Here is a 14,699-nt window from a genome sequence, read left to right on the forward strand (position 1 = left end):
CGTCGCCGCGACTGGGAAACAGTTTTGCGGCTGCCGGAGCCGTCGAGAGCTGTCCCGCACGACTCCGCACGGTCCCGGACGATCTCGAACGTTGTCCGGCGTGCGGTGCTGGTTGCGTCGGTCTGAGGCCACCGCCGCCTCGATCCAGGTCAGACCACCTGCCGGCAGGGTCAGGCGGGCCGGGCGCGGGCGTAGACGTCGCCCGAGTTGGCCTCGTGGGGCAGCGCCCGCAGGTACGCCGCCACCTCGTCCGCCGAACGCCAGCCGTCGAGTGCGAACGCCATCTCGTCGCCGAGTGCCACGGTGAACCTGGTGAAACCCAGGCGGGTGAGCCGGTCCAGGCAGCGCGCGGCCAGGTCCCGTTCGATGGTGGTGAACTCGAAGGACAGCGCCGGTAGGGGGTGGCTCAACCCGGCCAGCACGGCGTCCTCGAATCCCTCCACGTCGATCTTCACGAAGCCGGGCACGCCGTACGACGCGACCAGGGCGTCGAGGGTGGTTCCGGCCACCTCGATCTCGACGTCCCAGCTCTCGTTCTGCCAGCCGCCGGCCCCCTCGGCGGCCTGAAGGAAATCCGCCGACGCCGTGGAGATCGTCGGGTTCGCCGAGTTGACGTGCAGCCGCACCGGTCCGACACGCGCCCCGCACGCCGCCTCCACCACGGTCACCCGGTCGTCGTCCGCGTAGAGGGCGCGCAGAGCCCGGGTGCAGAGTGGTTGCGGCTCGACGGCCACCACGCGGGCGCCCAGCCGCCGGAAGCTGCCGAGCCGGTCGCCGACGTGCGCGCCGACGTCGAAGACCAGGTCCCCTGGGCGGACCAGGGGCGCGTAGAACGCGTCCATCGCCGCCTCGCGGACCGGATGGCCGTAGTACGCATCGAGGGAGCGGCGCAACCCGGACAGGGTTGGGTCCGCCCTGAGTGCATCCACCACTCTGGGGACGTCGACCACTGCTCCGACCGTAGTCGCGTTCAGAGCAACGCGAGGGCGATTCGCGTCCATTGCCGGGGCGATGTGCGTAAGTCGCTGTGCTGATCACGTCGGCCCCAGCACCATCATCCGGCCGGCCCCCGGGGCGACGCCGTTCGAGGCACCACATCGCCCGGCTGCGACCACGCCCTCGCGGTCCTCGGATGGTCCCCGTTCCGCGGCCTCAGCTGCGCAGCAGTGGCAGCAGTTGAGTGCCCTGGCGAGTGATTTCGCGACGGTAGGGCGTGTCGGAGAGCACGAAGTGGGTGATGCCCAGCCGCTGGTATCTGCGCAGCGAGTTCGCCACGTCCTCGGCCGAACCGACCAGCCAGGTGGTGCCCGCTCCGCCGCCACCGAACCTGCCGGGGGTGGTGTAGAGGTTGTCGTCGAGGACCTCTCCGCGTGCGGCGAGGTCGAGCAGTCGGCGCTGACCGACGGCGCTCTGCCAGTTCCGGTTGCGCGGGGCGCCTTGGCCCTTGGCCATGTCGGCGACTTTGGCTTCGGCATCGGCCCAGGCCTGTTCGGTGGTGTCGCGCACCAGTGTGGTGACCCGCAGCCCGAATTCCAGCGGGGCGTGCTGGCGTCCCAGCTTCTCGCTGAGCTGCTTGAGTCGCTCGATCCGCTCGGCCACGCCGTCGAGGGGCTCGCCCCAGAAGAGTTGGACGTCGGCCTCGGTGGCGGCCACCTCTTCGGCGGCGGGGGAGGCGCCCCCGAAGTAGAGCCGGGGGTGTCGGCGTTCGCCGCTAACGACCGGTCGGAGCGCCAGGGCAGCGCCGGTGACGGCGAAGTGCTCGCCCTGGTAGGTGACGCTCTCCTCGGTCCACAGCTTGCGGACGATCTGGAGGAATTCCTTGGTACGGGCGTAGCGGTGGGCCGGATCGCTCTCGCTGTCTCCGTACGCGGCCAGGTCGTCCCTGCCCGAGACGATGTTGATCAGCGTCCGGCCCCCGCTGAGGTGGTCGAGGGTCGCGGCGGCGGAGGCGAAGTTGGCGGGCCGCCAGTAGCCGGGTCGGATCGCGATCAGCGGCTGGAACGTGGTCGTCCGGGCGGCGAGCGCGGTGGCCACGGTGAAGGTGTCGGGCCGGCCCCAGCCGGTCCCGATGAGCGCGCCACCCCACCCGTGCTCCTCGAGAGCCCGGGCGTGGTCGGTGAGGGTCTCCAGGCTGTTGTGGTTGTCGGTCACGTCGTCGCCGCGGTGGCCGGGCTGGACCTGGTTCGGGATGTACCAGAGGAATTCGAGGGTCATCAGTGGGTCTCCCCGCTTCGGGGGCGGAGCGGCGAGGGCCGCCCCGCCCCGATGGGTTTGATCAGCGGAACAGCCGCGGTGCGTTGCGCAGCGTGTGCGCGGCCACGTCGCGGCCGAGCCGGACGCCGACCTCGTCCGCGGTACGGGTGTGGATGCCCGACCACACCCGGGCGTCGACGTTCTCCCTGGTCGGTCCCCGCCAGTCGGGGTAGGTCCGGGTGGCGCCGGGCTGGCTCGGGCTGGTGATGGTGTACGGCTCCCGGGCCTGCGACCCGACCAGGGCGGTGAGCACCTGCTCGGCGGCGCCGGAGTAGGTGTTGTGCCCGCTCGGGTAGTCCGGATGGGCCGGCGTGGTGTGCAGCGGCGTCCAGGCCGGATCGCCTGCTGCGTCGGCCCGGATGGCGGTGACCGGTCGCCAGCGGAGGTAGGCGTACTTGGCGTCGGAGGTCGCGATCTGGGTGTCGACGAGCGCGACGTGGAAGATGGCCACGAGGCTCGCCCGCCCGGCGACCGGCCCGGTGGACTGCGCGAGCGCGGCGCGCAGGATCCCGGTGTAGAGGGTCAGTGAGGAGCCGAGCCAGAAGGTCGCCGTGTCGGTCTGCTGCGGTGTGCGGACGGCGCTGTCCACCGCCCCGTACGCCCGGACCTCGGCGAGGTCCGCCCGGTAGCGCTCCGAGTCCAGGGCGGGCGGCGGGCCGGGCCGGTACCGGTCCGTGCGGTCGAGCAGGAACGGTCGGGCGAAGCGGGTTCCGGCCTGCTGCGCGGGGGAGAAGCTCGGTGGGGTGGGTTGCCAGCTACCCGGACCCGGTCCGGGGTTCGGATACGCCGGGTTGACGGAGGTGGGGTCGAGCCCGTCGCCCGTCCGCTGGGCGAGCAGCTTGCGTGCCTCGGCGCGGCCGGTGGCCACGCCCCGGTCCTTGGCCCGCCCGTCCGGGATCCGGCCCAGTGTGGTCCGCAGCGCCGTGTCGAGCGCGGCGGCACCGTCGGGTAGCAGGGTGCTCAGCGCGGTGTGGACGGCGGACGCGAGCGCGGCGTCCCGGTAGTGGCGGGGGTTTCCGGTGGGCGCGGTGCCGGTGGCGCGGGCGGCGGCGAGCCAGCTGATCGCCCACGCGCGGCTGTTGGTGACCTGCGGCAGCGTGCTGGTCGCGACGGCGGCAGCGGTGGCGTCGTACCACTGGAGAGCGGTGTCGGTCGTCGTGGTGCCAGCGGCGGCCGGCGCGGCGGGCAGACCGCCGACCAGGACGGCGGCGGCGATCATCGCCACGCCGCGGCGCCAGCCGCGGCGGCTCGACAGGGTCATGATGCGGTGGCTCCTCGGATCGTATGGGTAGAGCGAAAGGAGAAGGCTGCTCATCGGGCCGGTCCGGCGGCGCGTGACGCCGTACCGCCGCGTCGGCGGCTGGCCGGATCGGTCAGCGACGGTGGCTGGTAGCCGGCGTCGGCGGGGTTGAGCGTGGTGCCGGGTGGGACGATGGCGTCGATGCGGTCCAGCACGTCCTGGGACAGCGTCACCTTGGTGGCGCCGATCTGCGACTCCAGGTGCGCCAGGGTGCGCGGTCCGATGATCGCCGACGTGACCGCCGGGTGTTCCAGGACGAAGGCGATCGCGAGGTGAATGAGGGAGAGCCCAGCCTCGTCGGCGAGCGTGGCCAGTTCGTCGACGGCGGTCAGCTTGGCGGCGTTGGCGGGCAGGGTCGGGTCGAAGCGGGCCGGAAGCCTCTCGGCGCGTCCGGAGATCGGCGCTTTCAGGCCGGAGTGGTAACGGCCGGACAACCACCCGCCGGCCAGCGGGCTCCACGGGATGATTGCCAGGCCGTACCGCTGGGCCACCGGTAGCACCTCGCGCTCGATGCCGCGGGCCAGAATCGAGTACGGCGGCTGCTCGCTGACCACCCGCTCCCTGCCGCGCCGCTCGGCGATCCACTGCCCTTCCACGATCGCGGACGGCTCGAACGTGGACGTGCCGATGTAGCGGATCTTGCCCTGGCGTACCAGGTCGGTGAGCGCGCCCAGGGTCTCGTCGAAGTCGGTGTCCGGCTCCGGCCGGTGTGCCTGGTAGAGGTCGATCCAGTCGGTGCCCAGCCGGCGCAGGCTGTTCTCGACCGACCGGACGATCCAGCGGCGCGAGTTGCCGCGATGCTGCGGGTTGTCGCCGACCTGGCCGTGGAACTTGGTGGCCAGGAAGACGTCGTCGCGCCGCCCGCCCGCGAGGGCCTTTCCGACGATCTCCTCCGACTCGCCGTGGGAGTAGACGTCCGCGGTGTCGATGGCGTTGATGCCCTCGTCGAGGGCCCGGTGGATGATGCGGATGCCGTCCTCGTGGTCCGGGTTGCCCCGTTGTCCGAAGTTCATCGCGCCCAGTGTCAGTGAGCTGATGCGGACGCCGGTGCGTCCGAAGGGTCGCTGGTCGACCATGACTTCTCCTTCGCGGTGGGTCAGCGGGACGCGGTGGCGAGCTGCCGCGTGAACTGGTTGGTCGGTCGGGGCAGCCCGTAGTGCTCGCGCAGGGTGGTCCCGGTGTACTCGGTGCGGAACAGGTTGCGGCGTTGCAGGATCGGCACGACGTGGTCGACGAATGTCTCCAACCCGGACGGCAGTACGGGAGGCATGATGTTGAAGCCGTCGGCCGCGCCGCTGCGGTACCACTCCTCGATGGCGTCGGCGACCTGCTCCGGTGTGCCGGCGAAGGTGCGGTGCCCGCGCCCACCGCCGAGCCTGCCGATGAGTTGGCGGACGGTCAGGCGTTCGCGCCGAGCCAGGGTGACGATCAGCGTGTAACGGCTCTTCGCGCCCTCGATCTCGTCCTCGCTCGGCAGGTCGGCGGGCAGTTCCCGGTCCAGATCGAGGTCCTCCGGGGCGACCCGCAATGTCGTGGCGAGCTGCTGCCGGGCGTACTCCGGTTTGATCAACCGGTCCAACTCCTCCTCCAGCGCGCGGGCCTCGGCCTCGGTGGACCCGATCGCCGGCACGATGCCCGGCAGGATCTTGATGGTGTCCGGGTCGCGGCCGACCCGCGCGGCACGCTGCTTGAGGTCGCGGTAGAACGCCTGCGCCTCCTCCAGCGTCTGCTGAGCGGTGAAGACGGCCTCGGCGTAGCGGGCGGCCAGGCCCTTGCCGTCCTCGGACGATCCGGCCTGCACCAGCAGCGGGTAGCCCTGGGGCGAGCGGGGGACGTTGAGCGGTCCGGCCACCTTGAAGTACCGCCCGGAGTGTTCCGGCGCGTACAGCAGCTCGTCGTCGCCCCACCGTCCGGCGTCCTTGTCGCCGAGCGGCGCGGCGTCGTCCCAGCTGTCCCAGAGTTTCTGGGACACCTCGATGAACTCGGCCGCCCGCTCGTACCGGTCGCGGTGCGCCGGCAGGTCGTCCAGGTTGAAGTTCCGGGCGGCCTTCTCGCCGGCGGTGGTGACGATGTTCCAGCCGGCCCGTCCGCCGCTGATGTGGTCCAGCGACGCGAAGCGGCGGGCGAGGTTGAACGGCTCGTTGTACGTCGTCGACGCGGTGGCGATGAGCCCGATGTGGCGCGTCGCTCCGGCCAGGGCGGTGAGCAGCACGGTCGGTTCCAGCGTGCCGCCCGGACGTCGACCGATGCTGTTCCACAGCACCGGGCTGTCGGCGAGGAAGAGCGAGTCGAGCTTGCCGCGTTCGGCGATGCGGGCCAGCCGCGTGAAGTGTGCGACGTCGGTCTGTGCGAACGGGTCGCTGTCGGGCAGCCGCCAGGCGGCCTCGTGGTGGCCGACGCCCATGAGAAACGCGTTGAGATGCAGCATGGTCATCCTTCTGTCGGGTCGACGCCGAGCGCCCGCAGCAGGGTTTCGCGGTACGCGAGGAACTGCGGCTGTCGGTACGACCGTGGGGCGGGCAGGTCGATGGCGAGGTCGACGGCGATCCGCCCGCTGTCCAGCAGCAGTACGCGGTCGGCCAGCGTGATGGCCTCGTCGACGTCGTGGGTGACGAGCAGCACCGTGGGTCGGTGCCGGGCGTGCAGTACGCGCAGCAGGGCGTGCATGCGCAGTCGGGTCAGCGCGTCCAGCGCGCCGAAGGGCTCGTCGGCGAGCAGCAGGTCCGGTTCGGACACCAGCGCCCGGGCCAGCGCCACGCGTTGCTGCTCGCCGCCGGACAGCTCGCTGGGCCAGGCCCGTTCCCTGCCGGCGAGGCCGACCTCGGCGAGCGCGGCACGGCCACGTTCGGTGGCGTCCGACCCGCGCAGGCCGAGGACGACGTTCTCCAGCACGCGCTGCCACGGCAGCAGCCGGGCATCCTGGAAGACGACCGAGGAGTTCTCCGGTACGGCGACCAGGCCCGACCCCGTGGCGTCGCCGTCCAGGCCGGCGAGCGCCCGCAGCAGGGTGCTCTTGCCCGAGCCGCTGCGCCCCAGCAGCGCGACGAACTCGCCGGTGGCGATCTCCAGGTCGAATCCGTCGAGGATCACCCGGTCCCCGAATCCTCGCGCCAGGCCGTGCACGCGTACGGCCCGGGACGCGGTCAGTTCGCCAGCGTGCGTCGCCACGACAGCGCCTTCCTCTGCGCGAGCCGGACGGCGCCGTCGGAGAGCAGCCCGAGCACTCCGTACAGCACGAGGCCGACGATGATCACGTCGGTCTGGCCGTACTGGCGGGCCAGCTCCATCATGTAGCCGATGCCGCTGGTGGAGTTGATCTGCTCGACCACCACCAGGGACAGCCACGCCCCGACGACCGCGAACCGCATGCCGAGCAGGAAGCCGGGCAGCGCGCCGGGCAGCACGATCCGGCGGATGAAGGCGGTACGCCGCAGCCGAAGCGATTCGCCCAGTTCGACGTACCGGCTGTCGATGGTGCGCAGCCCGTTGTGCGTATGGATGTAGACGGGCACGAACACGCCAAGCGTGATGGTGATGACCTTCATCTGCTCGCCGATGCCGAACCAGAGGACCAGCAGCGGAATCAGTGCGAGGGCGGGGATGGCCCGCTTGATCTGGATCGGGCCGTCGAGGATGGCCTCGCCCCACCGGCTCAGACCGGCGAGCACGGCCAGCACGGTGCCGACGGCCGTGCCGATGGCCAGGCCCAGGCCCGCCCGTTGCGCCGAGACGACCAGGTTGTCCTGCAACCGGCCGTCGGCGATGAGGTCACCCGCCGTGGTCACCACGGTCCAGGGCGCTGACAGGGTGCGGGGGTCGATCCAGCCGGCTGCCGAGCCGGCTGCCCACACCGCCAGCAGCAGGGTCGGGCCGATCGCCGCCCCGAAGGGGATGGGGCGGCGCGGCGTGAGCCGGCGTCGCGGCCGGCCGGCGGGAGCGGCGGCGTCGGGCCGGGGTCGGGCCAGGGTCGAGGCGGTCACTGGGCACCTCCGGCAGCCAGTGCCTGCGCGCCTACCGACTCGTACCGTCGGTCGTAGAGGTCCTCCGCCTTCAGGGGCTTGTTGCCGGTCTCCTTCGCCAGCAGGTCGATGGTCTCCTGGTGCCGGGCGATGGCCTCGGTCCAGCTCGCCGGGATGTCGGCCACGCCGCTGTTCGCGACCAACCATCTGCCGTCGTCGGCGGTCAGCCCCTGGTCCTTGACGTAGTACCGCTCGATCCACTCCTCCGGATTGGCCTCGCGCCACCGCCAGGCCCGCGCCCACGCCTGTACGTACTCGCGGATCGCCGCGGCCTTCGCCGGATCACCGAGCACGGTGACGGGCGCGTACAGGTGACCGGGGTCGTCGCGCAGGCCGTGCGCGATCGTCGTGCCGCCGTCCCGGGTGTACTTGGTCTCGTACCGTTTGATCTGCACGCCGCCGATCGGCGCGACCTCGACCTGGCGGCTGGCGAGCGCGGTGTTGTAGACATCGCCCGTGCTCGGCAGCTCGACCAGCTTGACGTCCCTCTTGGTCAGGCCGGCCTTCTGCAGTACCCGCAGGACCAGCGCTCCCTGCGCCTGGCCCGGGCTGTACGCGATCTTCTTCCCACGAAGGTCGGCGAGGGCGGCGACCCCGACGCCCGGTGCGATGCCGAGCCGGTAGATGGCGTGGTTCAGCGGGTCCTGGCGGAACTTCGAGGCCACGATCTTCGTGGGGATACCCGTCCAGTGCGAGTGGATCGGCGGAATGTCCGCCACCGAGCCGATGTCCAGCGCCTTTGCGCGGAACGCCTCCAGAGTCTGCGGGCCGCCGCTGATGTTCGCCCACTCCACCTCGAAGCTGAACTTCTCCGCCTCGCCGGAGAACTCGATCGCCTTCTGGTGCTCCTTGTCCCCGACGACGAGCTTGGTGCCCTTCGGCACGGCCTGCGGCAGCGGAGCGCCCGCGCCCAGTGCCGCGACGGGTGTGTCGTCACCGGCGCAGGCGGTCAGGCCCAGGGTGACCGCGCCGAGGGTCGCGGACAGGAACGCCCGGCGGTCCAGGAGGGATGGTGAGGTCACGTCAGAACTCCTTCGTCGCTGGTTGCAGGGCGGCGTAGCGCCCCATGTGATAGAGCAGTGGCGCGCCGTCGCGGTGACTGGCGACCAGCGGCTCGGCGATGACGATGGTGTGGTCGCCCGCGGGCACCCGTTGGGTCACGCGACACAGGAGCCACGCGACCGGTTCGTCCAGCAGCGGCACCCGGTGCGGCCCGTACCGCCACGCCGGATGTGCGGCGAACCGGTCGATGCCGCTCGTCGCGAAGGTCCGCGCGACGTCCTCCTGGCCCGCACCGAGCAGGTGCACCGCGACGTGCTCCGCGTCGGCGACCGTCGGCCAACTCGACGACGATCGGGCCAGGCAGAACGACACCAACGACGGCCGTAGCGACACCGACGTGAGCGAGGTGACCGTGAACCCGACCGGTGGCTCGCCCGCGGCGGTGACCACCGCGACCGCGGCGGCGTGCCGGCGCAGAAGAGCACGAAACATGGTCGCGTCGATCGGGGTCACGGGTTCGGCGATGACGGTCATGGCTGTCCTCCTGGGTCGACGAAGACAGCTGCGCGCCAGCCCGGGTACGCGTGGGCGTCGGGCGGCGGGCAACCATCGATGGGTACGAGGAATCGGCTGCCGGTCATCGTCGAGTCGGCGGCGCGAGTGGAGACGGAGAGGATCGCGGGCTCAGCGGCAGCAGCCGCAGGCGGCGGTCCAGCCACGGCAGCATCCCCGCGACACCGCGATGGCGGTGCCCCGAAGCAGGGTGTGTTGGCTGGTCACGGATACGACGCTAACCAACAATTCCTATGTGTCAAGTAGGGTTTCAGGCGTTGGGACCCGCTCGGCTCGAGTCCGCCACCCGGCGTCATCGATCGACGCGTGTCTCTTGGCCGCCGCAGGCTCGACGCGTCCCACGCGCTGCTGCCCGGCTCCAGGGGCTTGAAAACCTACTTGGTTGGTAGGAAAATCGGTCCATGCTGCTTGTCCGGCTGTTCACCTCCCGCCGGGTCGTCGACCTGATGCGGGTCGCCGCGCAGCTCTGTCACGGGCCCGCCCTTCCGGCCTGAGCAGGCGAACTCTGCCCGCCGGCTCGCGTCCGGCACCTCGCATTCCGTACGAGCGGCTGACGGCCGACCCCGCCACCCGCTCCCAGCGCTTCGCGCCCCGCACCCTTCGGAGGAACGCCATGCCCCCGTCCACCGACGACACGACCGACGCCGACGTCGACGCGCTGCGCAGGTTGCTGCGCCACCAGGCCAGCACCGTCACGGTGGTCACCGCCGCCGGTGCGCCGCCGGTGGGCTTCACCGCGACATCGTTCACGTCGGTGTCCCTGGCGCCGCCGATCGTCTCGTTCTGCCTGAACCTCGGCTCGTCCACGTGGCCGACGCTGGCGCGGGCCCGGCACGTGGCCGTGCACCTGCTCGCGCACGGCCAGCACGAGTTGGCCCAGACGTTCGCCACGAGCGGCATCGACCGCTTCGCCGCTCCGACCCGCTGGCGGCCCGGTCCGAACAAGCTGCCGATCCTCGACGGAACCCTGGCCTGGCTGGTGTGTCGCGTCGTCGACCGGGTGGTCGTCGGCGATCACGCGGTCGTGCTGGCCGAGCCGGAGCTGCTCCGGCACGCCGACGTCGGCTCCCCGTTGCTCTACCACCGGGGTCGCTACGCGGGCCTCGCGGACGCACCGGACACCCCGGCCCGGCGCGCCGCCGCCTGACCAGAGGCCGGCGTCTGTCGCCGGTCGTCGTTGACAGGGTCATCGGCGTGGGCCGGCTGTCGGCTCCTCGTTGCATGCGGGCGACCGTCGCCGCTCCGACGGCGCGTGCTGATCACCGGGGCGTCCGGGGGAGTGGGCCGGGTGGCCGTCCAACTGGCTGGGCACGGGGACGCGTACGCGATGGCGGCGGGGGATCGGTCTGCGGGTGACGGCTGCGGTCCTCGCGGCGGCGGGCGGCGGCCGCGGCGAGTGCGGCGGGTGCCATGAGCATCGCGACGACTCCGATGAACCCGACGGCGACCGACAGGTTCGTCAGCTCCGCGACCCCTCCGATCACGGGAGGACCGATGAGGAAGCCCGAGTAGGCGATGGTGGTGACGAATCCGATCTCCCGCTCGCCGCCGGTGCCGTCGCTGCGCCGGCCGACGGCGCCGGCCAACTCGATCGCCACCGGGAAGGCGAACGCGACGCCGGTGCCCGCCAGTACGTACCCGGCGTAGGTGAGCGAAGCCACCGGCACGATGGCCGCCATCAGCAGGCCGGCCCCGGCGAGCAGCGAGCCGGCCACCAGGATGCGGATGGCGCCGAAGCGGCGTTCGATCCGTTCGCCGACGAGCCGGACCACTCCCATCGCAAGGCAGAAGACGGAGTACATGATGGCGCCGGCCGCCTCGGACATGCCCCGCTCCCGGACCGCGAACAACGCCGACCAGTCGCCGTTGGACCCCTCGACGACGGCGGAGATGAACGCGACGCCGCCCAGCAACCACAGCACCGGGCGGCGCAGCATGCTCCGGTCGAACCCGCCGCGCTGCTCAGGGGCACCGGCAGTCGGTGCCGCGGTGGGCACGTGCCGGATCACGACAGCGGCGACGGCCAGCGACGCGAGGGTTACCAGCGTGAAGTACGAGAGCAGGTCCACGCGGTGCCCGGCGGCGACCGCGGCGGCCAGCGAGCCACCCAGCGCGCCGAAGCTGAAGCCGGCGTGGAAGACCGGCATGAGGGGCCGGTTCGCGCGACGGATGACGGTGACGGCGGCGACGTTCATCGACACGTCGAACAGGCCGAACGACACGCCGAGCAGAACCAGCACGAGGCCGAGTTGCAGCGGTGAGGTCACGAGCGCGAGGACGGGCAGTAGGCCGGCGGCCGCGACGGCCGACACAAGGATCATGACCCGTGCACCGAAGCGGGCGCACAACCGACCCGCGACGGAGGCCGCCGCCGCCAGTCCGACGCTCGCGCCGAGCAGGACGAGACCGAGCACCCCGGGGCTGGCCCCGATCTGTTCGGCGAGGCTCGGCATACGCGGCGCCCACGAGCCGGCGACAATCCCGTTGAGCAGGAAGACGACGAATACCGGAACTGCCCTCGTACGCACCTGGTCATCTCCTCCCTCACCGGATGGACTCCGCCGGACGAGCGGCGAGCGCGACGGTGGGGCAGGTGGATACCGACACGATGCCAGTACCCTCCGTGCGTCCCGGGAACCGCCTCACCTCCGGGTCACGTCGAGCGAATTCCATGTGTGCCGCGAGCGATGGAGGCACGACCCGCCGTAGCAGTACTCCTTCCGGTCCGTAGGTGGTCGGACGCGGCTGTGGGACAATGCCGCCAACTGATGAAACTGGTGAGTGGATGTCGTCAACAGCTGAATCGCAAGATCTCCTTGGGCCGCGGGCCGCTCTTGTGCCACAGGGTTTTCGTGGCGTGACGAGGAACCTGGGCCTCAAGGACGTCGATGACGATTTCACGGTCATCGTGTCCGAGGTTCCCGCGACATCGGCGGCGGTGTTCACGCGCTCCCGGTTCGCCGGGCCCAGCGTCGAGCTCAGTCGGCAGTCCGCGGCGGCCGGGAGTTTCCGGGGCATGGTTGTGGTCTCCCGCAACGCCAACGTCGCGACCGGGAAGGTCGGGGCCGAGAACGCCGCCGAGCTTCAGCGCAGGGTCGCCGACGTCGCCGGGATCCCCGCCGACCAGCTCTTGATCGGCTCCACCGGGGTCATCGGGCGGCCCTATCCGATGGCGCAGATCCGACGAGGGCTCGACGAGCTGTCGTGGCCGTTCCCCGACGCCGACTTCGACGCCAGTGCGCGCGCGATCATGACGACGGACACCCGCCACAAGGTGGTCCGGCTGCGCTGTGGAGACGCCGTGATCGTCGGCATCGCCAAGGGCGTCGGCATGATCGAGCCGAACATGGCGACGCTGCTGACGTTCTTCTTCACCGATGCGCGGGTCGACAGGGAGGACCTCGACGCGATCTTCCGCCGGGTGGTCGACCGCACGTTCAACGCGCTCAGCATCGACACCGACACCTCGACCAGTGACACCGCCGCGGTGTTCGCGAACGGCATTGCCGGCCCGGTCGACCTCGGAGAGTTCGAGCGGACGCTGCACCAGGCGGCCCTGCACCTGGTCAGGGACATCGCCTCCGACGGTGAGGGCGCGAGCAAGCTCATCGAGGTCCGGGTGAGTGGTGCGCGCGACGACGCGCAGGCGAAGCTGGTCGGCAAGAGCGTCGTGAACTCGCCGCTGGTCAAGACCGCCGTGCACGGCGCTGATCCGAACTGGGGCCGGGTCGCGATGGCGATCGGCAAGCTGGAGGACGAGACCGACATCGACCCGGACCGGGTGACGATCCGCTTCGGCGATCTGCTGATGTTCCCCGAGGGCTCCGCCGACGACATCCTGGACCGGGCCGCGGAGTACATGCGCGGCAAGGAGGTCATGATTGACATCGACCTCGGGATCGCCACCGGTTCCTTCACCGTCTACGGCTGCGACCTCACCGACGGCTACATCCGCATCAACGCCGACTACACCACCTGATCAGGCCGCGCATCCTGGGCGCACCGTGCGCGACCGGGATCGGCCGCAGGCGTATCAGCGGGAGTCGCTGCCCGGTGCCCAGGTCGGCGTTGACCCAGGCGAACCGGGCGCGGCCCGTCGTCGGTCAGTGCTGGCGCACGTTCGACGTCCGCCCCCTGCGCAGGGCGGGCTTGTCCACCTTCCCGACGGCGGTATGGGGAATGGTGGCGGCGAGCACGATCTCCGCACCCACACCCAGGTCCTCGAGGACGGTACGGATCGCCGCGCGCACGCGTTCGTCCTCGACCCCGGGCGCGGGGGTCGCCACCACGAACGCACCGTCGGTCTCCCCGGGCAGCGGTGCCAGTACGGCGACCTCAGTGATCGGGCACGCGGCCATCAACGCGGCCTCGACGCCCGGACCGAACACCGGACCGGCCGAGCCGCCGAGCAGGTCGGCGACGCGGCCGAGGATCCGGTACTCACCGTCGAACTCGGCGACATCCCCGGTGTGGTACCAGCCGTCGCGGAACGTGGCGGAGGTCGCCGCCAGGTCACCGAAGTAGCCGACGCTCGTGTGCGTCGAGCGGGCCAGCACCTCACCGATCGAAGGCCACGCCTCGTCGAGGGGAGCGAGCCTGATCTCGACTCCGGTGACCGGGCTCATGCCGCGGGTGTCCTGTACGACATCGTCCATGTTCCCCAGCACGATGCCGAACTCGGTCGAGCCGTAGATGCGTCGGATGTGGATGCCGAGGACCTCGGCCGCGTCGGCGACGACCTGGCCGCTCAGGTACGCCCCGCCGCAGAGCGGCATCCGCAGCGCGGACAGGTCGACGGACCGGTCACGTGCCGCCTGCGTCAGCAACTCGTAGTGCCTCGGCAGCGCGCTGCACACGGTGGCGCCGGTCTCTTCCAGCCACCGCAGCAGTTGGTCGGGCGCGGCGGACGGATCGGCCAGCACCAGGAGGGCGCCCGAGAGCAGCGCCGGGAACAGATGGACGTCGCAGCCGTGTGCGACGTCCAGGGTGTGGCGGTTGAACAGCACGTCCGCCTCGGTCGTCGCGGTGTAGGAGATCCACTGTCGCCGGTCGTGGAGCAGGTCATCCTGGCGCCAGGTCACGAGCCGGGGCTTCCCCGTGGAGCCGGACGTCTCCAGCAGCCGGAACGCGCCCTCGTACGCCGCGAACGGCCGCGCGCCGACCAGCTCGGAGCCGGTCGCCAGCTCGGCGGTCGTCACCTGCTCGACGACGACGTCCGGCAGCGGCTCCGCGCCGACGACGAGTGTCGGTTTCGTCTGCTCGACCAGCCATGCGATGTGCTCCGGCGTCGCGGATCGGCTGATCGGCACGTGGACAGCGCCGCTGCCGGCCAGGGCGAGCACCAGTGCCACGTAGTCAATTCCGTTGTCCAGCCAGGTCGCCACCGTCTGGCCCTCGCCGATGCCCCTGGTCCGCAGCCAGCCGAGGGCGCGGTCGACCCGCAACGCCAGCTCGCCGTAGCTCAGGCGTTCGCCGTCGGGAACCAGCACCGCCGGGGCGTCGGCTCTGCGGGCCACCACGGCACGGAACTCGTTCAGTAGCACGGTGCCTCC

13 protein-coding genes are annotated in these 14,699 nt (G+C 71.3%); 2 read left to right on the forward strand and 11 right to left on the reverse strand.

Features of this window, described 5'->3' with window-relative positions; translation table 11 throughout:
* Positions 1 to 170: 170 nt before the first annotated feature.
* From AC3EN4_RS06845 to AC3EN4_RS06885, 9 genes are all read right to left on the reverse strand, one after another.
* Complete coding sequence (locus AC3EN4_RS06845) at positions 171 to 950, reverse strand: FkbM family methyltransferase (RefSeq protein WP_435205066.1); 780 nt, start codon at positions 948 to 950, stop codon at positions 171 to 173.
* 202 nt (positions 951 to 1,152) lie between these two features.
* Positions 1,153 to 2,214 carry an LLM class flavin-dependent oxidoreductase gene (locus AC3EN4_RS06850; protein ID WP_435205067.1) on the reverse strand — a complete coding sequence of 354 codons (1,062 nt, stop codon included), beginning with the start codon at positions 2,212 to 2,214 and terminating at the stop codon, positions 1,153 to 1,155.
* 61 nt (positions 2,215 to 2,275) lie between these two features.
* Positions 2,276 to 3,514, reverse strand: coding sequence for a vanadium-dependent haloperoxidase (locus AC3EN4_RS06855; protein ID WP_435205068.1), 1,239 nt, complete (start codon positions 3,512 to 3,514; stop codon positions 2,276 to 2,278).
* A 50-nt stretch (positions 3,515 to 3,564) separates the two neighbouring features.
* Complete coding sequence (locus tag AC3EN4_RS06860; RefSeq protein ID WP_435205070.1) at positions 3,565 to 4,629, reverse strand: aldo/keto reductase; 1,065 nt, start codon at positions 4,627 to 4,629, stop codon at positions 3,565 to 3,567.
* A 20-nt stretch (positions 4,630 to 4,649) separates the two neighbouring features.
* The gene (locus AC3EN4_RS06865; RefSeq protein ID WP_435205071.1) at positions 4,650 to 5,981 is read right to left on the reverse strand and encodes an LLM class flavin-dependent oxidoreductase; all 1,332 of its coding nucleotides are present in this window, start codon (positions 5,979 to 5,981) and stop codon (positions 4,650 to 4,652) included.
* Between the two features lie 2 nt (positions 5,982 to 5,983).
* Complete coding sequence (locus AC3EN4_RS06870; protein WP_435205072.1) at positions 5,984 to 6,721, reverse strand: ABC transporter ATP-binding protein; 738 nt, start codon at positions 6,719 to 6,721, stop codon at positions 5,984 to 5,986.
* Positions 6,697 to 7,533 (reverse strand): ABC transporter permease, encoded by an 837-nt coding sequence (locus AC3EN4_RS06875; RefSeq protein ID WP_435205073.1) that lies wholly within the window; start codon positions 7,531 to 7,533, stop codon positions 6,697 to 6,699. Before AC3EN4_RS06875 ends, AC3EN4_RS06870 begins: the two co-directional genes overlap by 25 nt.
* Complete coding sequence (locus tag AC3EN4_RS06880; protein ID WP_435205074.1) at positions 7,530 to 8,594, reverse strand: ABC transporter substrate-binding protein; 1,065 nt, start codon at positions 8,592 to 8,594, stop codon at positions 7,530 to 7,532. The genes AC3EN4_RS06875 and AC3EN4_RS06880 overlap by 4 nt, the downstream gene beginning before the upstream one ends.
* A 1-nt stretch (position 8,595) precedes the next feature.
* Complete coding sequence (locus AC3EN4_RS06885; RefSeq protein ID WP_435205075.1) at positions 8,596 to 9,108, reverse strand: flavin reductase family protein; 513 nt, start codon at positions 9,106 to 9,108, stop codon at positions 8,596 to 8,598.
* Between the two features lie 652 nt (positions 9,109 to 9,760).
* On the opposite strand from AC3EN4_RS06885, the gene AC3EN4_RS06890 reads away from it, so the two are divergent.
* A complete protein-coding gene (locus AC3EN4_RS06890; protein WP_435205077.1) occupies positions 9,761 to 10,294 on the forward strand; it encodes a flavin reductase family protein in 534 nt (177 codons plus the stop codon).
* Positions 10,295 to 10,406: 112 nt separating this feature from the next.
* On the opposite strand, the gene AC3EN4_RS06895 is transcribed toward AC3EN4_RS06890, so the two are convergent.
* Positions 10,407 to 11,675: an MFS transporter gene (locus tag AC3EN4_RS06895; protein ID WP_435205078.1), complete on the reverse strand. Its 1,269-nt coding sequence runs from the start codon at positions 11,673 to 11,675 to the stop codon at positions 10,407 to 10,409.
* A 203-nt stretch (positions 11,676 to 11,878) separates the two neighbouring features.
* Here AC3EN4_RS06895 and argJ point away from each other — a divergent pair, with 203 nt between their 5' ends.
* Positions 11,879 to 13,126, forward strand: coding sequence for a bifunctional glutamate N-acetyltransferase/amino-acid acetyltransferase ArgJ (gene argJ, locus AC3EN4_RS06900; protein ID WP_435205079.1), 1,248 nt, complete (start codon positions 11,879 to 11,881; stop codon positions 13,124 to 13,126).
* Positions 13,127 to 13,250: 124 nt separating this feature from the next.
* Here argJ and AC3EN4_RS06905 read toward each other — a convergent pair whose 3' ends face one another.
* A complete protein-coding gene (locus AC3EN4_RS06905; protein WP_435205080.1) occupies positions 13,251 to 14,690 on the reverse strand; it encodes a class I adenylate-forming enzyme family protein in 1,440 nt (479 codons plus the stop codon).
* Positions 14,691 to 14,699 lie beyond the last annotated feature (9 nt).

It is taken from the genome of Micromonospora sp. bgisy143 (assembly GCF_057708145.1).